17 protein-coding genes, 1 tRNA gene and 1 pseudogene are annotated in these 19442 nt (G+C 58.5%); 9 read left to right on the top strand and 10 right to left on the bottom strand.

Going from position 1 to position 19442, the window contains the following annotated elements; all coding sequences use genetic code 11:
* Positions 1-7: 7 nt before the first annotated feature.
* Genes A9G06_RS11395 through A9G06_RS11390 form a run of 4 tightly spaced genes read left to right on the top strand, consistent with a single transcriptional unit; the run spans position 8 to position 1906 of the window.
* Positions 8-967 carry an amino acid ABC transporter permease gene (locus tag A9G06_RS11395; RefSeq protein WP_069555296.1) on the top strand — a complete coding sequence of 320 codons (960 nt, stop codon included), beginning with the start codon at positions 8-10 and terminating at the stop codon, positions 965-967.
* Positions 951-1073 carry a hypothetical protein gene (locus A9G06_RS22475; protein ID WP_290439004.1) on the top strand — a complete coding sequence of 41 codons (123 nt, stop codon included), beginning with the start codon at positions 951-953 and terminating at the stop codon, positions 1071-1073. The genes A9G06_RS11395 and A9G06_RS22475 overlap by 17 nt, the downstream gene beginning before the upstream one ends.
* Positions 1057-1179, top strand: coding sequence for a hypothetical protein (locus tag A9G06_RS22470; RefSeq protein ID WP_290439003.1), 123 nt, complete (start codon positions 1057-1059; stop codon positions 1177-1179). Before A9G06_RS22475 ends, A9G06_RS22470 begins: the two co-directional genes overlap by 17 nt.
* Positions 1163-1906, top strand: coding sequence for an amino acid ABC transporter ATP-binding protein (locus tag A9G06_RS11390; protein WP_069555295.1), 744 nt, complete (start codon positions 1163-1165; stop codon positions 1904-1906). The genes A9G06_RS22470 and A9G06_RS11390 overlap by 17 nt, the downstream gene beginning before the upstream one ends.
* Positions 1907-2013: 107 nt before the next feature.
* Here A9G06_RS11390 and A9G06_RS11385 read toward each other — a convergent pair whose 3' ends face one another.
* Entirely contained in the window at positions 2014-2805 is a 792-nt protein-coding gene (locus tag A9G06_RS11385) for an ABC transporter substrate-binding protein (protein WP_069555294.1), read from the bottom strand.
* Between the two features lie 168 nt (positions 2806-2973).
* On the opposite strand from A9G06_RS11385, the pseudogene A9G06_RS11380 reads away from it, so the two are divergent.
* A pseudogene (locus A9G06_RS11380) lies at positions 2974-3813 on the top strand (sterol desaturase family protein).
* A gap of 111 nt (positions 3814-3924) precedes the next feature.
* Here A9G06_RS11380 and A9G06_RS11375 read toward each other — a convergent pair.
* The 9 genes from A9G06_RS11375 to tadA all read right to left on the bottom strand — a co-directional run bounded on the left by A9G06_RS11375 (position 3925) and on the right by tadA (position 15014).
* Complete coding sequence (locus A9G06_RS11375; RefSeq protein WP_069555293.1) at positions 3925-5340, bottom strand: basic amino acid/polyamine antiporter; 1416 nt, start codon at positions 5338-5340, stop codon at positions 3925-3927.
* Between the two features lie 9 nt (positions 5341-5349).
* Positions 5350-6252, bottom strand: coding sequence for a homocysteine S-methyltransferase family protein (locus tag A9G06_RS11370; RefSeq protein ID WP_069555292.1), 903 nt, complete (start codon positions 6250-6252; stop codon positions 5350-5352).
* Between the two features lie 293 nt (positions 6253-6545).
* Positions 6546-7088, bottom strand: coding sequence for a hypothetical protein (locus A9G06_RS11365; protein ID WP_069555291.1), 543 nt, complete (start codon positions 7086-7088; stop codon positions 6546-6548).
* A 19-nt stretch (positions 7089-7107) separates the two neighbouring features.
* A complete protein-coding gene (locus tag A9G06_RS11360; protein ID WP_069555290.1) occupies positions 7108-8427 on the bottom strand; it encodes a hemolysin family protein in 1320 nt (439 codons plus the stop codon).
* 190 nt (positions 8428-8617) lie between these two features.
* Entirely contained in the window at positions 8618-9328 is a 711-nt protein-coding gene (gene phoU, locus A9G06_RS11355; RefSeq protein ID WP_005334097.1) for a phosphate signaling complex protein PhoU, read from the bottom strand.
* 85 nt (positions 9329-9413) lie between these two features.
* A complete protein-coding gene (gene pstB, locus A9G06_RS11350) occupies positions 9414-10232 on the bottom strand; it encodes a phosphate ABC transporter ATP-binding protein PstB (RefSeq protein ID WP_005334102.1) in 819 nt (272 codons plus the stop codon).
* A 133-nt stretch (positions 10233-10365) separates the two neighbouring features.
* On the bottom strand, positions 10366-12015 hold the full coding sequence (gene pstA / locus A9G06_RS11345; RefSeq protein WP_069555289.1) for a phosphate ABC transporter permease PstA: 1650 nt from the start codon (positions 12013-12015) through the stop codon (positions 10366-10368).
* A gap of 17 nt (positions 12016-12032) precedes the next feature.
* Positions 12033-14270: an ABC transporter permease subunit gene (locus A9G06_RS11340; RefSeq protein ID WP_069555288.1), complete on the bottom strand. Its 2238-nt coding sequence runs from the start codon at positions 14268-14270 to the stop codon at positions 12033-12035.
* Positions 14271-14474: 204 nt separating this feature from the next.
* Positions 14475-15014, bottom strand: a complete 540-nt coding sequence (gene tadA, locus A9G06_RS11335; protein ID WP_083243776.1) for a tRNA adenosine(34) deaminase TadA — start codon at positions 15012-15014, stop codon at positions 14475-14477.
* 255 nt (positions 15015-15269) lie between these two features.
* Here tadA and A9G06_RS11330 point away from each other — a divergent pair.
* From A9G06_RS11330 to aceA, 4 genes are all read left to right on the top strand, one after another.
* Positions 15270-15346 (top strand) — tRNA-Pro (locus A9G06_RS11330).
* A 223-nt stretch (positions 15347-15569) separates the two neighbouring features.
* Positions 15570-15710 carry a hypothetical protein gene (locus A9G06_RS22280; RefSeq protein ID WP_171903392.1) on the top strand — a complete coding sequence of 47 codons (141 nt, stop codon included), beginning with the start codon at positions 15570-15572 and terminating at the stop codon, positions 15708-15710.
* 688 nt (positions 15711-16398) lie between these two features.
* Positions 16399-18006 (top strand): malate synthase A, encoded by a 1608-nt coding sequence (gene aceB, locus A9G06_RS11325; protein WP_069555286.1) that lies wholly within the window; start codon positions 16399-16401, stop codon positions 18004-18006.
* A gap of 73 nt (positions 18007-18079) precedes the next feature.
* Positions 18080-19393, top strand: a complete 1314-nt coding sequence (aceA, locus tag A9G06_RS11320; protein WP_005344572.1) for an isocitrate lyase — start codon at positions 18080-18082, stop codon at positions 19391-19393.
* The last annotated feature ends 49 nt before the right edge of the window (positions 19394-19442 follow it).

The following is a 19442-nucleotide window of genomic DNA, read 5'->3' as shown; positions in this document are numbered from 1 at the left end:
AAGACAGATGGAAAAACAGCCCAATCAGCTACTCTGGCATGGGGTTTTCCTGCTGATGCTGCTGGTTGCCGTATTCGGCATCTACAAGGCTGTCCAGTCAGTGGATTACACCTGGCGCTGGGAACGCATTCCCCAATACATCGCCTATCAGGCGGAACAGAAGAATCTCGCCGAATTTGACGGCACCGTGATCGCGGGTACCAGCGAGGCCGAGAAAGGCAAGCTGTTCCTGCAAGACGATCTCGACCCCAATGTGCGGCAAGCCATCGCCAGCACTGGCATACAAGTCGCCGAAGGGGATACCGTTTTTCGTGGCGATACCCTCGACACCCAACTGAGCTGGACCGCAGGCCCCATCGCCTGGGGCGTCTGGGTCACCGTCAAGCTCTCGCTGGTGGCGGGCCTCTTCGCCATTTTGCTCGGCACCCTGGCCGGGCTGGCCCGACTCTCCCCCAACCCGGCCCTGCGCAATCTGGCCGTCACCTATGTGGAGCTCATTCGCGGCACCCCGCTGCTGGTGCAGATCTTCATCGTCTACTTCTTTATCGGCACCGTGCTGAACCTCGATCGCTTCACAGCCGGGGTCGCGGCACTGGCCGTCTTTACCGGCGCCTATGTGGCGGAGATCGTGCGCGCCGGCATCAGCTCCATTCACAAGGGGCAGATGGAGGCGGGTCGCAGTCTGGGTCTCACCTCGGCCCAGACCATGCGCTACGTCATACTGCCGCAGGCGTTCAAGCGGGTACTGCCGCCACTGGCGGGGCAGTTCATCAACCTGATCAAGGACTCCTCGCTGGTGTCGGTCATCTCCATCACCGATCTGACCAAGGCGGGACGCGAGGTGGTCAGCTCCACCTTCAGCCCGTTCGAGGTTTGGTTCACCGTGGCGCTGCTCTATCTGGTGCTAACCGGTACTCTCTCCTTTCTGGTGCGCCGTCTCGAGGTGAAATATGCGAAAAGCAACTGATCCCATCATCAAGGTGCAACAGGCATCGAGAAGTGCAGCCATCACCGACACCCTCTTCGCCTTCCCGGTTCGTTTTCTGGAGGTGAAATATGCACGCAGTAACTGATCCCATCATCAAGGTGCAACGGGCGTCGAGAAGTGCAGCCATCAACGGCACCCCCTTCGCCTTCCCGGTTCGTTTTCTGGAGGCGAAATATGCGTACAGCAACTGATCCGATTATCAAGGCGACCGGTGTAGAGAAGTTCTACGGCAGTGAAGTGCATGCCCTGAAAAACGTCAGCACCCAGGTCGCCGAAGGGGAAGTGGTCGTGATCGTCGGCCCCAGTGGCTCGGGCAAATCTACCTTCCTGCGCACCCTCAACCAGCTGGAGACCATCAACGACGGCAATATCGTGGTCGATGGCATCTGCCTGACCGAGCCGGGCGATGTCAACAAGCTGCGGGAAGAGGTGGGCATGGTGTTCCAGTCCTTCAACCTCTTTCCCCACCTGACGGTGCTGGATAATATCTGCCTCGCCCCGCAGAAGGTGCGGGGGCTGTCGCGCCGTGAGGCCGAAGACAGAGCCAAGACGCTGCTGCTGAAAGTGGGGCTGTCGGTGAAAGCGGCCAGCTATCCCTCCCAACTCTCCGGCGGTCAGCAACAGCGGGTGGCCATCGCCCGGGCACTCGCCATGCAGCCACGTATCATGCTGTTTGACGAGCCCACCAGTGCGCTCGACCCCGAAATGGTGGGGGAAGTGCTGGATGTGATGAAGGGGCTGGCCCGCGAAGGAATGACCATGGTGGTGGTGACCCACGAGATGGGCTTTGCCCGCGAGGTGGCGGATCGGGTGCTCTTTATGGAGAGTGGCGAACTGCTAGTAGATGAAAAACCGGCCGACTTCTTCGACAATCCTCCCTCCCCACGCCTGCGCCAGTTCCTGAGTCAGGTGCTGTAGCCAACACGCTCTGCTGGATAAACGAAGAGGGACCGCAAGGTCCCTCCTCTTGTGTGTCACGCTGAGCAGGCTTAACCCAGCTGAACCCGAGTGCCCATCTCATCGGCTCAGCGCGGGGACTTTCCCAAATAGCGCTCCACGATCACTTTCACCCCGTCACGTTTTTTGAGCTGATAGAGCTCCTTGTCAAACTGGTCGATAAAGACCTGTTTGTAGGGGTACTCCCCCTTGCGGCTATAGCCGAGAAACCCCTGCTCCTTGCTGAGCACCGGACCCTGTTTGAGCAGGGACATATCGGCCACCGCCAGCTGATCGGCCTTTATCATGTTGAGCAACTCATAGAGCAGGGAGAGGCGATCATTGATGGTGCAATCGACCCTGCCGCGGACAATCTTGAGCAGGTTCTCCCGATTGCTTTTCACCTCCTCCACGTCGATCTGCTTCTCTTTTACCGCCTGCCAGAAGGCATCGCCGCCGACGGCAAAACCGGCGTTCATACCAAAGCGCAAACCGTGATAGTCGAGCGGAAACCTGGCCTGCGGGGTATTGGCTGCCACACTGGCGCCGCACATCACCACCAGCTCTTCATCCAGCATCGGTTGGGAGTAGGGCCACATGTAAGGGCGGGTGTCGGGCATGTAGTAGGGTGGAAAAATGGCGAAGGCGGTCCCCTGCTCCACCATGCTCAGGCCGCGCCGCCACGGCATGGGCTTGAGCACCACCTCATAGTCAGGCATGGCAGAGGTCACCTCGCGGATAATGTCGGCATAGATCCCCCTGACCTCCTCCCCCTCCTGCCAGGAGTAGGGGGGATAGGCGGCATCCGCCAGGATCTCGACCCGGGTCTTGGCGTGCGCCATCATGCACAACCCCAGCAACAAGCAACACCAGACGCGCATAAGCCAGCACCTCCTGAAAAAGCCTGCATCAAGCATAGCCATCCAGCGCGCCTTCCTCTGCTGCCGCGCCATATTTCATGCCATCTCTTCGTTGACTAAAAAATGTTAATGAAATATTAAAACCATCCTTTATGCTGGAGAGCAATTGCTCTGAATGGATGGTCGCATATGGATGTGCAACTGCTTTTGCTCTACCTCTCCCCGATTTTTCTGGCCTTTATCGGCTGGGAGATGCTCTACCTGCGCAAACATGGCGCGGCCTTTCCCACCGCCACCTACCAGTGGCGGGATCTGTTCGCCAACGCCGCGCTGGCCCTGATGCACCAAGGGGGCGATGCCCTGGCGGCCATCGCCATTGCTTATCTGTATGACACCCTCTGGGGCTGGCGACTGTTCGATATCGAGCTGAATCTCTGGAGTGTGCTACTGCTGTTCCTGTTGCAGGATCTCTGTTACTGGCTGTTCCACTTCACCAGCCACCATGTTCGCTGGCTGTGGGCCTCCCACGTGGTACATCACAGCTCGGAGCGGCTCAACCTCTCTACCGCCTTTCGCCAGAGCCTGATGTATCCGATCTCCGGCATGTGGCTGTTCTGGATCCCGATGATTGTCATCGGCTTCCCGCCCGAGGCGGTGGTCGCCACCGTGCTGCTGAGTCTGGGCTTCCAGTTCTTCGTCCACACCCAGGTGGTAGGTAAACTCGGCTGGCTTGAGTGGCTCTTCAACACCCCCTCCCACCACAGGGTGCACCACGCCAGCAACGCCAAATACATAGACCGCAACTTCGCCGGGGTGCTGATCATCTGGGATCGGCTGTTTGGCACCTTTGTCGAGTAGGATCCGGCCGAGCCGTGTCGCTTTGGCATCACCAAGCCGATCCACAGCTTCAACCCCCTCACTCTCACCTTCCACGAGTGGCGCGACATGCTGCGCGACGCCCGTGGCTTGCCGTGGCGACAAAAACTCGCGGTGCTGTTTGGCAAACCGGCCGGACCTGCCAGCCGCTGAGCCTTCGCCCCGAATAGCAACTCCGGGATAGCAAGCCCCTGATAACCAGTCCCTGATAACAAGAGAGCGCCACGGCGGCGCTCTCTTTTATGATCAGTCACCTCTTCGATGTCAGAGATGGGCGAACGACCAGACGGCGGGGATCAGGCTCAGCAAGGTCACTCCGGCCAACAGCCGCTCGCGACCACTCAGGCAAAGATCTGCGCCCAGCTGACGGCGGCTGTAGAGAAACAGCAGCAAGCCCGGCCCGTAGAGCAACAACGACAGCAGCAGATACTCCACCCCGGCGGCATAGAGCAGCCAGAAGCCATAACCGCTCGACACCAGCGCCACCGCCTGCATCAACCTCCGGCCCTGCCCGCTCTCCCCCTTCCTGCTGAACGAAAGCTTGAGCAAGAACAGCCCGATCAGCAGGTAAGGCACCAGGATCATCGAGGTGGAGATAAGCAGCAGGCTGGTGTAACCCTTGCCGAGCAGCCACACCAGCAGCAGGCAAGTCTGCACCGTCAGGCTGGTGAGCCAGAGCGAGGCGATAGGCGTCCCGTTGCGGTTCTGGCGCCGGAAGATGGCGGGAAACGCGCCGTGGCGGGCTGCGCTGAACGGCACCTCCGCCGAGAAGAGGGTCCAGCTCACGTAGGAGGCAAGCACCGAGACGATCAGGCCGACGCTGATGAGCAGCTTACCCCATGAGCCGGTCATCTGGGCCATCAGCCCTGCCATGGAGGGGTTGGGCAGCGCCGCCAGCTCGGGTCGGCTCAATATTCCGAGCGCCAGCACCGAGATAAGCACATAGAGCAGCAGCGCCAATAGCACCCCAAGCACGGTGGCCGTGCCCACATCCCGCCGGTTTCTGGCGCGGGCCGACAACACCGCGGCCCCCTCGATACCGGTGAAGACCCAGAGAGTGATCAGCATGGTATTGCGCACCTGCTCGGAAACCGGCACCGCCAGGCTACTGCCCTGCTGATCCGCCGCGAAGGTGACCGGATCGAACAAGTAGCAGGCAAACAGGATAAACAGCAGCAGCGGCAGGCTCTTGGCCAGGGTCGCCACCAGATTGAATAGCGCCGCCTGCTGCACGCCGCGGGCCACCAGCAGGTGCACAGCCCAGAGGATGCAGGACTCGCCGACAAACGCCGCCAGCTTGTTTCCCTCACCAAACCAGACCTGCTCCGGCGTATCGACGAAGCTGCCCAGCGCCGCAAATGCGATCACCAGATAACCCACCACGCCGATGGTGGCACAGAGCCAATAACCCCAGGCGGAGAAGAAGCCCACCAGATCGCCAAAACCGGCGCGGGCGTAGCTGTAGATACCGCCGTCGAGATCCGGTCTGAGTCGCGACAGATAGAGAAAACTCATGGCGAGCGCCAGGATGCCCACACCCGTCACGCCCCAGCCGATCAGCACGGCGCGGGCGCCTGCCACCTCGGCCATGTTCTGGGGCAGGCTGAAAATCCCCGCCCCCACCATGGAGCTGAACACCAGCGCGGTGAGGGACCAGAGCCCAATCTTGCTCTCTTTCATGGGGGCTCCTTAGCGCAACCGGCTGCTCAGCGCCTGAATATGCTCGGGGCCGATGCCGCAGCAACCACCGATGAGGCTCGCCCCGGCTGCGCGCCAGCGTTCGGCCCAGCCGAGATAATCCAGCGGCCCCAGATCGGCGCGGATCTCGTCCAGCCCGTCATTGGCGGTGGCCTCTTTGGGCTGCGGCGGGAAGGCGTTGGCATAGGCACCGAGGCGAATATCGATGCGACCCAGCGCCTGCAATCGGGTGTGGGCAACCTCGAGGGCCCCCTCGATCACCTCGGGCTGACAGCAGTTGAACAGGATGGCATCGACTCCGGCCGCCACCAGCGCGGTCACCGCATAGGCCACCTGCTCGCCGGAACGCAGTCGCGGTTCGTTGCCCGGCGCCTCATCTTCTAGCGTGAAGGAGACCCAGAACGGCTTGCCGTCATCAGGCAGCAGCGCTTTCAGGGCCAGTGGTTCGGCAATCAGGCTCATGGTCTCGGCCAGCCAGATATCCACATGAGGGGATAGTGCCCGGATAAGCGGGATAGCCAGCTCGCTCACCTTGTCCGCCTTGAACAGATCGGCACGGTAGGAACCAAACAGCGGAGGTAGCGAACCCGCCACCTGCACGGCGCCCTTCTGCTCGTCAGCCACCTCACGGGCCAGCTGACCAGCCAGCGCCGCCAACCCCTCCCCGTCGGCAAAGAAACGCTCATCGCCGATATGAAACGGCACCAGCGCATAGCTGTTGGTGGTGATGACCCTGGCCCCGCTCGCCACATAGGCCTGATGCACATCACGCACCGTCTCTGGCGCCTCCATCAAGGCCAGCGCCGACCACTCGGGTTGACGAAACGGTGCCCCCCGCCGCGCCAACTCGCGCCCCATGCCCCCATCCAGCACCCAAAATTCCCTGGTTTCCATCTGTCGTGTCTCTTTGTTATGTGCGTTGTTTATTTGCGTATTTATCTGTTTGTTTTGTTGATCTGCGGTTTCGCATCGAATCGCTGCAGATCGTCCTGCTTCATCCTGGGAAGCCCTTTTATTATGCAGCCATAAAAACATATAGATGTTTAGATGGCCAAAACAAGATAAAACAAAGTGCCACGGGCGGCAATCAGTATCAGCAGAAATCAGCGTGCAAACGGCGAGGCAAACGCAGAAATGCAAGAGGCCACCCTAAGGTGGCCTCATCACAATCTTGATCCGCTGGTAACTTAACGCCCGGCCAGCACTCGCTTGATCTGTTTGACCCAGTCGGAGACCCGACCCTGCTGCGGCAAACCGCGCCAGATCTGCTCCCACTGGGCAGGGCTGAGCGGACGACCGAGGCGACGCTGCACACCCGCATAGAGGTAGTCATGGGCCGTGGTGGCCGCATGCTCGGATGTGAGGAATTTGGAGACCGGATCGGTCAACCGCACATCCCGCATGCCGAGCAGAGGATAGTCGTTGTGCACCGCCGCCAGCATGGTCTCGCGCATGGCGGACTCGATGTAGCCACGGGCAAACAGAGCGGTCACCGACTCCAGCGACCCCTGATCCGGGCCGTGATACTGCTCGTCAAAGACCGGGCTCGGCTCGGCCATGCCGCTTTGTACCACCGCATCGGGATCCGGCTGCGGCACGACCACGGCAGGCTTGGGGGCAACCGGCTTGGCTGCCACTGTGGCTTTGCGCGGCGCACTCTGGCTACAGGCACCCAGTGCCAGGGCGAGCGCGACACAGGCCAGCGCACGGGAATGAGACTGCATCTTCATGACTCTTATGTCGCTCCTTTTACGATTCCTGAGCTGGCTTCTCGGCCACAACCGGTTCGACCCGGGTAACCAGCAGCTGATCAATCTTGTAACTGTCGATATCCACCACTTCGAACTTGTAACCGGCGTATTTGACCGAGTCAGTGCGCTTGGGGATCTTGCGCAGCATATACATGATAAAGCCGGCGATGGTCTCGTAGTTCTGGTTCTCGGGGAACTCTTCGATATCGAAGGCGCGCATCACGTCGGAGATGGGGGTGACCCCGTCCACCAGCCAGGAGTTCTCGTCGCGCTGGACGATCTGCTCTTCCACCACGTGAGTCGCCCACTCGCCCATGACGGTACTCATCAGGTCGTTCATGGTGACAATCCCCACCACCAGCGCGTACTCGTTCATCACCACGGCAAAGTCACCACGATGATTCTTGAAGTACTCCATCGCCTCATAGAGGTTCAGGGTATCGGGGATGATGATGACGTTCTGCACCAGATTGCCACCGATCAGGTCGATGCTCTGGCCACCGATAACGCGGATCAGCAGCTCTTTTGCATCGACAAAGCCCTTGATGCTGTCGAGGTTGTGGTCACAGACCAGAAACTTGTTGTGGGGATGTTCGGCGATCTTCGCCTTGATGCTCTCTTCACTCTCTTGCAGGGTGAAGTAGATGAGGCTCTCGCGGGCCGTCATGGCAGAGGTGACACCAAGGGACTGCAACTCGAACACGTTCTCGATGAGCTGATGCTCCTCGCGCTGGATAACCCCCGCCTCGGCACCGGCATCCATCACCGCATAGATATCGTCGGAGGTGATCTCGTCATTACGCACCGTGGAGACGCGCATCAGACGGAACAGGGAGTTCGCCAATCCGTTGAAGACCCACACCAGCGGCATCAGCACGGTGACGAAGAAGAGCATGGGGCGCACCACCACCACGGCAATCTGCTCGGGCATGGTCATTGCCAGACGCTTGGGCATCAGGTCGGCGATCAGGATAAACATGCCGGTGACGAACACGAAGGAGGCTCCGGAGCTGATCTCGCCAAGCCAGGGCCCTTGGTAGAACTGGGAGACAATCCCCTTGATGGCGGGGTTGAGGGCAGACTCACCCAGGATACCGCCCAGAATGGCGACGGTATTGAGGCCAATCTGCACCACGGTGAAAAAGTTGCCCGGCTGGGCCTGCAGGGCCAGCACCTTTTCGGCCTGGCGATTACCTTCATCCGCCATCACCTGCAATTTGATTTTGCGAGACGCGGCGAGAGAGATCTCGGAGAGGGAGAAGAACACACTGCCGCCAACCAGCAGCATTAAAAAGAACAAACTATCGGCAAAACTCATGATTAACCTATTGCTACACCCGCCTTAGCACAAGACGGCAAACTGGGCCCGGGAGACCGGACCGTGAGCCCATCCGGGACTCACACAGGGGGAGTATTCTATCAGAAAACAGCCAGTTGGGGGCTTTATCTTACTCCGACCAGTTATGCAACAAAAAAGGCGCTTCACGCGCCTTTTTATTCACTTCCGGTTAGCCCTTGCCCAGCAAGGTGCCCAGATCGTCCGCCTTGGTATGGCGCACATCCTTGCCTTTCACGTAGTAGACGATGTACTCGCAGATGTGCTGGCAGCGATCGCCGACCCGCTCGATGGCACGCGCCGCCCACAGCACGTTGAGCACCTGGGGGATGGTGCGGGGATCTTCCATCATATAGGTCATCAGCTCGCGGATGATGGACTCGTACTCGCGGTCTACCTTGTCATCTTCCTTATAGACCGCCAGCGCCGCATCCAGATCCATGCGGGCGAAAGCGTCGAGCACATCGTGCAGCATCTTGATGGTACGACGGCCCATGTTCTCCAGCGACACCAGCGGCGGCTGCGGCTTGTTGGCGTTGTCGGTCAGCATGCGGGCGATCTTGTCGGCCACGTCGCCAATGCGCTCCAAGTCGGTGATGGTCTTGATGATGGCCATCACCAGTCGCAGGTCGGAGGCTGTCGGCTGACGCTTGGCGATGATGCGAGTGCACTCCTCGTCGATCGCCACTTCCATGGCGTTGACCTTGTGGTCGTTGGCCACGATTTTGCGCGCCGCATCGAGATCCTGATCGTGGATCGCTGCGATGGCGTCGGTGAGCTGCTGCTCCACCAGACCGCCCATCACCAGCACCTGGTTGCGCACGCTCTCTAGCTCGGCATTGAACTGACCGGAGATGTGTTTATTGAGGTTCATATTGTCCATACAAATAATCCTTGATTGCTCCGATTATGCCTTAGCCGTTGAACCGACTGCCAATCTGTTTGCTGAGATTCATCCTCTCCTCTCCTTAGCCGTAACGACCGGTAATGTAATCTTCGGTCTTTTTCTTGGCCGGGGTGGTGAAAATGGTGTTGGTATCCGAGTACTCGATAAGCTCGCCCATATACATGAAGGCGGTCTGATCCGACACGCGCGCAGCCTGTTGCATGTTGTGGGTCACGATCACCACGGTGAACTGGCTCTTGAGCTCGTTGATCAGCTCTTCGATGGTGAGGGTGGAGATGGGGTCGAGCGCCGAGGTCGGTTCATCGAGCAGCAACACTTCCGGCTCGATGGCGATGGCACGGGCAATCACCAGACGCTGCTGCTGACCACCGGAGAGACCGAAGGCGTTGTCATGCAGACGATCCTTCACTTCGTCCCACAGGGCCGCACCACGCAGGGAGCGCTCGGCCGCTTCATCCAGAGTGCGACGATCGTTGATCCCCTGCAGGCGCAGACCATAGACCACGTTCTCGTAGATGGACTTGGGGAAGGGGTTCGGGCGCTGGAACACCATGCCCACCTGACGGCGCAGGGCGGAAACATCGACGCTCTTGTCATAGATGTTGTGGCCGTGCAGCTGGATCTCCCCCTCGATGCGGCAGATCTCCACCAGATCGTTCATCCGGTTGATGCAGCGCAGCAGGGTCGATTTGCCACAGCCTGACGGGCCGATAAAGGCGGTCACCTGCCCTTTGGGGATCTTCATGTTGACGTTGAACAACGCCTGCTTGCTGCCGTAGTACAGGTTGAGATCCTTCACCTCCAGCGCGGTCTGCTCCGGGGTCAGGTTGAGCAGGTCCAGCGCGGTGTGCTGGGTAGACGTGGTCGTTACGTTGATCATCTGTTACCTCAAAATCTATCTGGAGTGGCCGGACAGCTGCCGGCGCCCCTCACGTATTGGTGCAGAGAGATGGCGGCTCGCGCTCGGCCGCCACTCTGTTATCTCACTCTTGTATCACTCAAGCGGCGCCGGATTAATGCTCCAGCGACCGGAATTTCTCGCGCAAATGGTTACGAATACCGATAGCGGTCAGGTTCAGACCCACGATCACCGTCACCAGCAGGAAGGAGGTGGCGTAGACCAGCGGGCGGGCCGCCTCGACGTTAGGGCTCTGGAAGCCGACGTCATAGATGTGGAAGCCCAGGTGCATGAACTTGCGCTCCACATGCAGATACGGGAAGTTGCCATCCATCGGCAGGGTCGGTGCCAGTTTCACCACCCCCACCAGCATCAGCGGCGCCACTTCACCGGCTGCACGGGCAATCGCCAGAATAAGGCCGGTCATGATGGCCGGGCTCGCCATCGGCAGCACGATGCGCCACAGGGTTTCGGCCTGGGTCGCGCCCAGTGCCAGCGAGCCCTGACGGATGGTGCTCGGGATCCGCGCCAACCCCTCTTCGGTGGAGACAATCACCACCGGCAGGGTCAGGATGGCCAGGGTCAGCGCCGACCAGATCACGCCGGGTGAGCCAAAGGTCGGGCTCGGCAGCGCTTCCGGGTAGAACAGCTGGTCTAACGAACCGCCGAGCGTGTAGACAAAGAAGCCCAGACCAAACACGCCGTAAACGATGGAGGGCACGCCCGCCAGGTTGATCACCGCAATGCGGATAAGCTTGGTCAGACTGTTCTTGCCCGCATACTCGTGCAGATAAACCGCGGCCACCACCCCCAGCGGGGTCACGATGATCGCCATCAGGATAACCATGAAGACGGTACCGAAGATGGCCGGGAACACCCCGCCCTCGGTGTTGGCTTCACGAGGCTCACCGGAAACAAACTTGCCGATCTGATGGAACCAGTGACCCACCTTGGCCAGCAGGCTCATGTCGTTGGGCCATACCACGTCCAGTACCTTGGACATCGGCATGGTCACCAGCTCGCCACGCATATCCTTGACGGTGATGGCGTCGCGATCGGCTTGGCTACGCAGAGAGAAGAGCTCTTTTTCCTGCACCTGATAACGATCGTTGAGGGCCTGACGCTCACTGGCCAGCTCCGCTTTGAGCTGATCGGTCAGCTCATTTTCGAGCTCTGCTTTACGTTCCTTGAGGCGCAGTTTCTCTAATTGGTAGTTGATGGCGCCAATGGGGCCTTTTTGCAACTCGTTGGCTTGTTCAGACAAACCGTTGCTTCGAGCCAGCATCCGCTTGAGCACTTTGTGTAAATCTTGCTCATGCACGACGCCATCTTCCCTGGCCTCTACCACATAGCCATAGAAGTTGCCGTTGGTAGTACGCTCTATCATTGCCATCTCGACAGGAAGAGCCTGAGACTTGATATCAGTCTCCAGAACCCAGCGAAAATCGAGGTCAACGAACTCGCGGTTGCCGGTCTTGACCAGATAACGGGTCAACACCTCACGTTCTTCACCTGCCAATGGCAATCCTGCGGCTCGCAGGCGTTCAACCGGCACCTGCTCACTGTCATTGATTTCACCAACCAACACACTCTTGTTACCGCTGGCGTCTTCCAGTTGCCACTCATAGATAGGGTGGGGCCAGAAGTAGACCAGACCACGCCAGCCGATCAGCAACAAAAGACCCAGTACCGCTACCAGGCTCAGGCTGACGGCACCGCCGGTCATCCAGATCCAGGGGGCCCCTGATTTAAACCACTTACCCATTGTCGATTCCTTGCCCGTTACATGGAGCTGTATTTTTCACGCAACCGCTGGCGGACAAACTCGGCCAGGGTGTTGAAGAAAAAGGTGAACACAAACAGTACGAAGGCCGCGAGGAACAGCACTCGATAATGGGAGCTACCCACTTCCGACTCCGGCATCTCCACCGCAATGTTGGCGGCGAGGGTACGCAACCCCTGGAACATGGAGAAGTCCATGATGGGGGTGTTACCAGTGGCCATCAGCACGATCATGGTCTCGCCCACGGCGCGGCCAAGGCCCATCATCACCGCAGAGAAGATGCCTGGGCTCGCGGTGAGGATTACCACCCGGCTCAGGGTCTGCCACGGGGTGGCCCCCAGCGCCAGCGAGCCCTGGGTCAGATGCTTGGGCACCGAGAAGACCGCATCTTCAGCGATGGAGAAGATGGTGGGGATGACCGCAAAGCCCATGGCGATACCGACCACCAGCGAGTTGCGCTGGTCAAATTTGATCCCCATTACATTGGTGAGCCAGCTACGGGTATCACCACCGAAAAACGCATTTTCGACGACAGGACTGAGAGTAAGAGCCATCCAGCCAATCAGAATAACGACAGGGATCAGCAAGACGGCTTGACTGCCCTCAGGCACACTTTGCTTGAGAGCGTCAGGCAACAGATGCCATAGCAGAGCTGCAAGCAGCATCCCCATCGGCAGCATCACCAGCATCATAAAAATGCCCGGCAGATAATCTTCCACGATGGGAGCAAGCCACAAACCTGCCAGGAAACCGAGGATAACGGTTGGCAATGCCTCCATGATCTCGATGGTCGGTTTAACAAACTTGCGCATCCCCGGAGACATGAAGTAGGCGGTATAGATGGCACCGGCAATCCCGAGTGGTACAGCAAACAACAGCGCATAAAAAGCGGCTTTGAGAGTACCAAACGAAAGGGGGACCAGACTCAGCTTGGCTTCAAAGTCGTTGCTGGCGGAGGTGGATTGCCACACATACTGGGGCTCCGGATACCCTTCGTACCATACCTTTTGCCAGAGGGCAGACCAGGTCACTTCGGGGTGATCATTCTCAACCGTAAACAACTTGAAGGTGTCGCCTTGTTGCATCAACAGTGCATTGTGGCGTGGAGAGATGGCCAGGGCAGAAAGCTCCCCCCCTTCTACTGTCTCGGTCAGCAGCTTGGTCTCGCCGGTGGCGTGGAAGAAGCTGATGATGCCGTCCTTGTCGGCACTGATGAAGCCTTTGCGAAAGTGCTCGGGAGTCAACAGATCCACTGCGCCATCACCCTTGAAATCACGGATCTGGGTGAACTGACGTTTGCCATCCTTTGCCACTTCAAACCACTGGGAGATGACACCGTTGTCATTACCTACCAGCAGCGAAGAAGCGCCTGCCAGCAGCTCGACCCGAGTCACGTTGGCGTTGGTGGCATTGATCTCCAGCACGTTGCGCAAGGAGATCTCGCTCAGGTTATGAATGTCATAGACGGAGAGACGATTTCCCTGACGTACAAAGAGGATCCGCAGATTGGGGGTCAGCAACATCTGATCCACATGACGCGGCAAAGAGGGAATCGTGTAGTTTTCACTGCTCCACTCAATCTCCCCGGAGATGAAGTTCTCCTCGCCGCTCATCACAGTCATCACGCCACGACCATCTTCGGTCACGGCAGCGGTAGCCATCTTGTCCTTGGTGGCTTCGAACACCATCCGTTGCAGCGCCTTCCCTTGCGGGTCGATCACCACAGGCTCTTCGCCGAAGGGATATTTCAGGCTGGGTTCAATCACCCGCACATCGTTAGGATAGGAGACCTTGAACGCAGGCTGGACAACCAGTGCCTTGCCATCGGCAAAGCCGTAGGCAATCAGCTTTTGGCCCGGCGCCGGCGTTGTGGCCGTGCTGATGTCGCCAGCAACCTGGGCTTGGCCCAGTGACTGGCCAACCTTGATCTTGTCATCTCCTTGTAGCGCGAAGAAGTTGACCTGACCTTTATCGTTGAAGCGATAGCCGATCTCGTTCTGCTCTTCCATGCCGAGCCAGGCTGTCTTCCCTGCGACGGGCAGGGTAAACGAGGTGGCTGGCTCCATGGAGGCGCCATTGAAGATGGGTTTCACCACATAGAGCAGATAAAAGAAGATAAGCAACAGCGCCACCAGTACCAGGGCTCCGCCTGTGGTGACGCCATATTTGGCCAATTTATCCTTGATCCGGCGTTTTCTACTGCCCGCCATGACCAGGTTTAACGATTCCGATGACATGCAAGACCTCAATGTAAGCTAGGCTTCGCGGCATTATATGGCGGTTGCATGACAGTTTTGTTACATCGAGAACGCTTTAACAGAGGTTGTTAGCGGAAAAATGGGCGGGGATCCTTTCGAAGGAAGATGGACGCAATATATTGTTTATAAAGGGATATTTATGCTGATAATCAGCAAGGGCAGCCTGCGCTGCCCCCGAATGATTCAGGAAAGGGTATCGTTTGATTGTTGCAGCGCCAGTTTGGCTGTCTTTTTCTCGGCGCGACGGCGCTTGAAGAAGGCCGACAACTGGGCCGAGCAGGCATCGGCCAGCACACCGCCGGTCAGCTCGACTCTGTGATTGTGGCGCGGGTCCAGCAAGATCTCGAACACCGACCCCGCAGCACCGGTCTTGAGATCTCGGGCGCCGTAAACCACCCGCTTGATCCGGCTATGGATCAGCGCACCGGCACACATACAGCAGGGCTCCAGCGTCACATAAAGAGTGGTGTCGAGCAGGCGGTAGTTCTCCAGCTGCTTGCCCGCCGCCCGGATTGCCATCACCTCGGCATGGGCACAGGCATCGTGTTCGCTGATGGAGCGGTTCCACCCCTCTCCCACCACCTGACCATCCAGCACCAGTACGGCACCGACCGGGATCTCGCCAATCCCTTCGGCCCGGGCGGCCAATGCCATGGCATGGCGCATCCACTGTTCGTCCTGCTCGGTCTGACTCGGTATTTCTGGGACCTCTGATGGTTTCACGCCCATCCCCTCTTTATATTGTTCAATTGTGCTGTTTACATTCCCGCTATCCATACCTGTCAGATGAATCCATAGATAGCAGGCATGATAGCTCGCAGTGACAGGGCGGCGATTATGCCAAATCTGCACGTCAGACCCAAGCCGCATCCCGACTGAGCAATAAAGAAGCAATCGGCATCTCTATGATAAAAAAGGAGTTGCACCCGTTTGGCCATGCTATTAGACTTCCTCCCCGTCAGCCGAGTCTGACTCCGTCGGTGTGTAGCGCAGCCAGGTAGCGCATCTGCATGGGGTGTAGAGGGTCGGAGGTTCGAATCCTCTCACACCGACCATTTTCCCCGAGAATAGCCCAGTCAAACGACTGGGCTATTTTTTTGCCTCCTATTTATCCTCCTGACGATGCCAGCCCACCAAGAACAAAAAACACTCAGAACCACTTGAATCTTTTTTCCGAACTCATTAAGATGCGTAACTTTCCGCCGGTAAACAACACAGGGAGGTGGAAACACGAGTGAAGGGATCACTGTCCGGCTTGCGTTCAACACAGGACCAGGCATGCACCAGACCACCGATGTCACACCCGCCAATGCGCTTTATTCCGTTCCTCACGACACCCCCTGCAATACCGAAAACGAAGATGAACAGGTCATCCAGCTGGATGTGATCGATCTTGCCGAACCGGATGATGACTATTGAGCCCGGCCAGATGGCCGCTCAATCCCCGGCGCATCGCCTATTCAACGCCCTCCGTTTCCCGTCCTTGGCGAGAAATCAGCAAAAAACGACAAACTGCTAATCCTATCTAGGATGGCAGTATTATTGACTGCAGCTTCTCTCCCCTTCCAACCCGGCATTCCCCCCGACAACTGATACAAACCTACGTTATTGCGCTTCACATTCCATCACTGAAGCCGCTGGTGCCAACAGAGCCCGCATCACCACGCCAAGTTTAAAACGTGCGTCCACCAACCAGACCTAGCAATAGCAAAACCTTCATTGCCACATTCAAACGCACTTTATACGACTGTTTTGGCAAAGCCTGGAGTTAGGTCGGGAGTTGTTTTTGCACTTGTAATTTTATTACGTAATAAGTTACGAAACGAGGAGCGGGGTAACGGCCCAAATTAGCCGTTGTCCGATGGGAAAAAGCAGGAGCATAACCATCTGCGTAGAGCTTTTATACCAATCCAATAAAACAATAAAAAACATCAACTTAACCATATCGAAAAAACAGGCGTTTAAAAAAAACTGTTGACGTACTCAACAATATTTCGCACCTTATCAATCGTGTTACCCCGTTGTTGCGGGAACGTTTCAGGAACAGGGATTCGACTTTAGTCGTAGTTAGTAAGTTCAAAATGTAATTCTCAAAGGAGTGAAACTTATGTCGGCACCGGCTCAGACCCACTGCAGCGCCCGCCTTCGCATCCAGGGCGAGATGCTGCCCGAATACGCGCAAATTCTGACGCCGGACGCGGTGGCTCTGGTCTCCGAACTGGTGGAACGTTTTGCTCCCCAAAGAGGGGAATTGCTGAAACAACGTGTGGCACGCCAGGCCCGTATCGATGGCGGCGAGCTGCCGGACTTCCTGCCGGAAACCGCCCACATCCGTGAAGGTGACTGGACCATTCGCGGCATTCCTGCCGACCTGCAAGACCGCCGTGTGGAGATCACCGGCCCGGTCGAGCGCAAGATGGTGATCAACGCCCTCAACGCCAACGTCAAGGTGTTCATGGCGGATTTCGAGGACTCACTGGCCCCCGCCTGGAATAAAGTGATCGAGGGCCAAATAAACCTGCGCGATGCGGTCAACGGCACCATCTCTTACACCAGTCCGGAAGGAAAGGCTTATACCCTGAGCACCGATCCGGCCGTCCTCATCTGCCGGGTGCGCGGTCTGCACCTGCCGGAAAAACATGTCACCTTCGATGGCGAGCCCATCCCAGGCGGCCTGTTCGATTTTGCCCTCTACTTCCTGCACAACTATCAGGCGCTGCTGGCCAAAGGCTCGGGCCCCTACTTCTACGTGCCCAAGTTGCAGAGCCATCTGGAAGGGCGCTGGTGGAGCGAGGTGTTCGCCTGGACCGAGGACAAGTTCGGTCTGCCCCGCGGCACCATCAAGGCCACCGTGCTGATTGAAACCCTGCCAGCCGTATTCGAGATGGATGAGCTGCTCTATCAAATGAAGGATCACATCGTTGCGCTGAACTGCGGCCGCTGGGACTACATCTTCAGCTATATCAAAACCTTGAAGAACCATCCGGATCGCGTCCTGCCTGATCGTCAGGTGGTGACCATGGACAAGCCGTTCCTCTCCGCCTACTCGCGGCTGCTGATCAAGACCTGTCACAAGCGCGGTGCGCTGGCGATGGGTGGCATGGCCGCCTTTATTCCGGCCAAAGACGCTGCCGCCAACGAGCAGGTCTTCGCCAAGGTCAAGGCCGACAAGGAGCGCGAAGCCAACAACGGCCACGATGGTACCTGGGTCGCCCACCCTGGCCTAGCTGATACCGCCATGGCGGTGTTCAACGCCACCATTGCGGCTGGCGCCAAGAACCAGATCGGCGTACTGCGCGAGCAGGATGCCCCCATCACTGCCGCCGACCTGCTGGCCCCCTGTGAGGGCGAGCGGACCGAAGCAGGCATGCGTACAAATATCCGGGTTGCCCTGCAATATCTGGAGGCCTGGATCAACGGCAACGGCTGCGTGCCCATCTACGGTCTGATGGAAGATGCCGCCACCGCCGAGATCTCCCGCACCTCCATCTGGCAGTGGATCCGCCACGGCAAGAGTCTGTCGAATGGCAAGGTGGTGACCAAAGAGCTGTTCCGCCAGATGCTGGCCGAGGAGCTGGAGGTGGTCAAAGCCGAGGTGGGTACTGCGCGCTGGCAGGCAGGACGCTTTGCCGAGGCAAGCGAGCTGATGGAAGAGATCACCTGCGCCGATACCCTGATCGATTTTCTGACGCTGCCCGGTTACGAGCGGCTCTGAATCACGGGCCCCCAGCGGGGCTCGCCAATAACAAGTCAATGGAAACGTGAAATCAATGAAAGAGGGAACTGATATGGCACTGACCCGTGAGCAACAGATCCAGGCTATCGAGAAAGACTGGGCGGAAAACCCCCGCTGGAAAGGGATCAAGCGCGGCTACAGCGCCGAAGACGTGGTGAATCTGCGCGGCAGCTTGCAGCCGGTGCACACTCTGGCCCAGCGTGGTGCCGACAAGCTGTGGGGTCTGATCCACGGCGACGCCAAGAAAGGCTACGTCAACTGCCTCGGCGCCCTGACCGGTGGTCAGGCGGTGCAGCAGGCCAAGGCGGGGATCGAGGCGATCTACCTCTCCGGCTGGCAGGTGGCGGCGGACAACAATTTGTCCTCCACCATGTATCCGGATCAGTCCCTCTACCCGGCCAACTCGGTGCCGTCCGTGGTGGAGCGCATTAACAACTCCTTCGCCCGTGCCGACCAGATCCAGTGGGCCAACAAGGTCGGGCCGCAGGATGAGGGCTTTATCGACTACTTCCTGCCGATCGTGGCGGATGCGGAAGCCGGTTTCGGCGGTGTGCTTAACGCCTTCGAACTGATGAAGGGGATGATTGAAGCGGGCGCCGCTGGCGTGCACTTCGAAGACCAGCTCGCTTCGGTCAAGAAGTGCGGCCACATGGGTGGCAAGGTGCTGGTACCGACTCAGGAAGCGGTGCAGAAGTTGGTTGCCGCCCGTCTGGCAGCCGATGTGTGCGGCACCACCACCCTGGTGATCGCCCGTACCGACGCCAACGCGGCTGACCTGCTGACCACCGACGCCGACCCGTACGATGCAGACTTCCTGACTGGCGAGCGCACTGCCGAAGGGTTCTACAAGGTACGTGCCGGTATCGATCAGGCCATTGCTCGCGGTCTGGCTTACGCCCCCTACGCCGACATGGTGTGGTGTGAAACCGCCAAGCCGGATCTGGACGAAGCGCGTAAATTTGCCGAAGCAATCAAGGCCAAGTTCCCGGATCGCATCCTGGCCTACAACTGCTCCCCGAGCTTCAACTGGAAGAAGAATCTGGACGATGCCACCATCGCCCGCTTCCAGCAGGAGCTTTCCGACATGGGCTACAAGTATCAGTTCATCACCCTCGCGGGTATCCACAACATGTGGTTCCACATGTACGAGCTGGCCTACCAGTACGCCCGTGGCGAAGGGATGAAGCACTACGTCGAGATGGTGCAGGAGCCGGAATTTGCCGCCGCCAGCCGCGGCTACACCTTCGTGGCCCACCAGCAGGAGGTCGGTACCGGTTACTTCGACAAGGTGACCACCGTCATTCAGGGTGGCCAATCCTCGGTGACCGCCCTGACCGGCTCCACCGAAGAAGATCAGTTCCACTGATAGGCAGAGCTGTCTTGAAATAGCAAAACCCCGGCCTGAAGCCGGGGTT

Source organism: Aeromonas sp. DNP9 (assembly GCF_001728955.1).
Classification (GTDB): Bacteria; Pseudomonadota; Gammaproteobacteria; order Enterobacterales; family Aeromonadaceae; genus Aeromonas; species Aeromonas veronii.
Note: the sequence above shows the minus strand (reverse complement) of the source record. Positions and strands in the feature narration are given on the sequence as shown.

Excerpts from the sequence above, each read along its gene's own strand:
- A9G06_RS11385 (WP_069555294.1), bottom strand. The coding sequence starts at position 2,805 with ATGCGCGTCTGGTGTTGCTTGTTGCTGGGGTTGTGCATGATGGCGCAC.
- A9G06_RS22470 (WP_290439003.1), top strand. The coding sequence starts at position 1,057 with ATGCACGCAGTAACTGATCCCATCATCAAGGTGCAACGGGCGTCGAGA.
- A9G06_RS11370 (WP_069555292.1), bottom strand. The coding sequence starts at position 6,252 with ATGGAAACCAGGGAATTTTGGGTGCTGGATGGGGGCATGGGGCGCGAG.
- aceA (WP_005344572.1), top strand. The coding sequence starts at position 18,080 with ATGGCACTGACCCGTGAGCAACAGATCCAGGCTATCGAGAAAGACTGG.
- A9G06_RS11390 (WP_069555295.1), top strand. The coding sequence starts at position 1,163 with ATGCGTACAGCAACTGATCCGATTATCAAGGCGACCGGTGTAGAGAAG.
- A9G06_RS11340 (WP_069555288.1), bottom strand. The coding sequence starts at position 14,270 with ATGTCATCGGAATCGTTAAACCTGGTCATGGCGGGCAGTAGAAAACGC.
- aceB (WP_069555286.1), top strand. The coding sequence starts at position 16,399 with ATGTCGGCACCGGCTCAGACCCACTGCAGCGCCCGCCTTCGCATCCAG.
- A9G06_RS11360 (WP_069555290.1), bottom strand. The coding sequence starts at position 8,427 with ATGAGTTTTGCCGATAGTTTGTTCTTTTTAATGCTGCTGGTTGGCGGC.
- A9G06_RS22280 (WP_171903392.1), top strand. The coding sequence starts at position 15,570 with ATGCACCAGACCACCGATGTCACACCCGCCAATGCGCTTTATTCCGTT.
- A9G06_RS11395 (WP_069555296.1), top strand. The coding sequence starts at position 8 with ATGGAAAAACAGCCCAATCAGCTACTCTGGCATGGGGTTTTCCTGCTG.
- A9G06_RS22475 (WP_290439004.1), top strand. The coding sequence starts at position 951 with ATGCGAAAAGCAACTGATCCCATCATCAAGGTGCAACAGGCATCGAGA.
- A9G06_RS11365 (WP_069555291.1), bottom strand. The coding sequence starts at position 7,088 with ATGAAGATGCAGTCTCATTCCCGTGCGCTGGCCTGTGTCGCGCTCGCC.
- pstB (WP_005334102.1), bottom strand. The coding sequence starts at position 10,232 with ATGATCAACGTAACGACCACGTCTACCCAGCACACCGCGCTGGACCTG.
- phoU (WP_005334097.1), bottom strand. The coding sequence starts at position 9,328 with ATGGACAATATGAACCTCAATAAACACATCTCCGGTCAGTTCAATGCC.
- pstA (WP_069555289.1), bottom strand. The coding sequence starts at position 12,015 with ATGGGTAAGTGGTTTAAATCAGGGGCCCCCTGGATCTGGATGACCGGC.
- A9G06_RS11375 (WP_069555293.1), bottom strand. The coding sequence starts at position 5,340 with ATGAAAGAGAGCAAGATTGGGCTCTGGTCCCTCACCGCGCTGGTGTTC.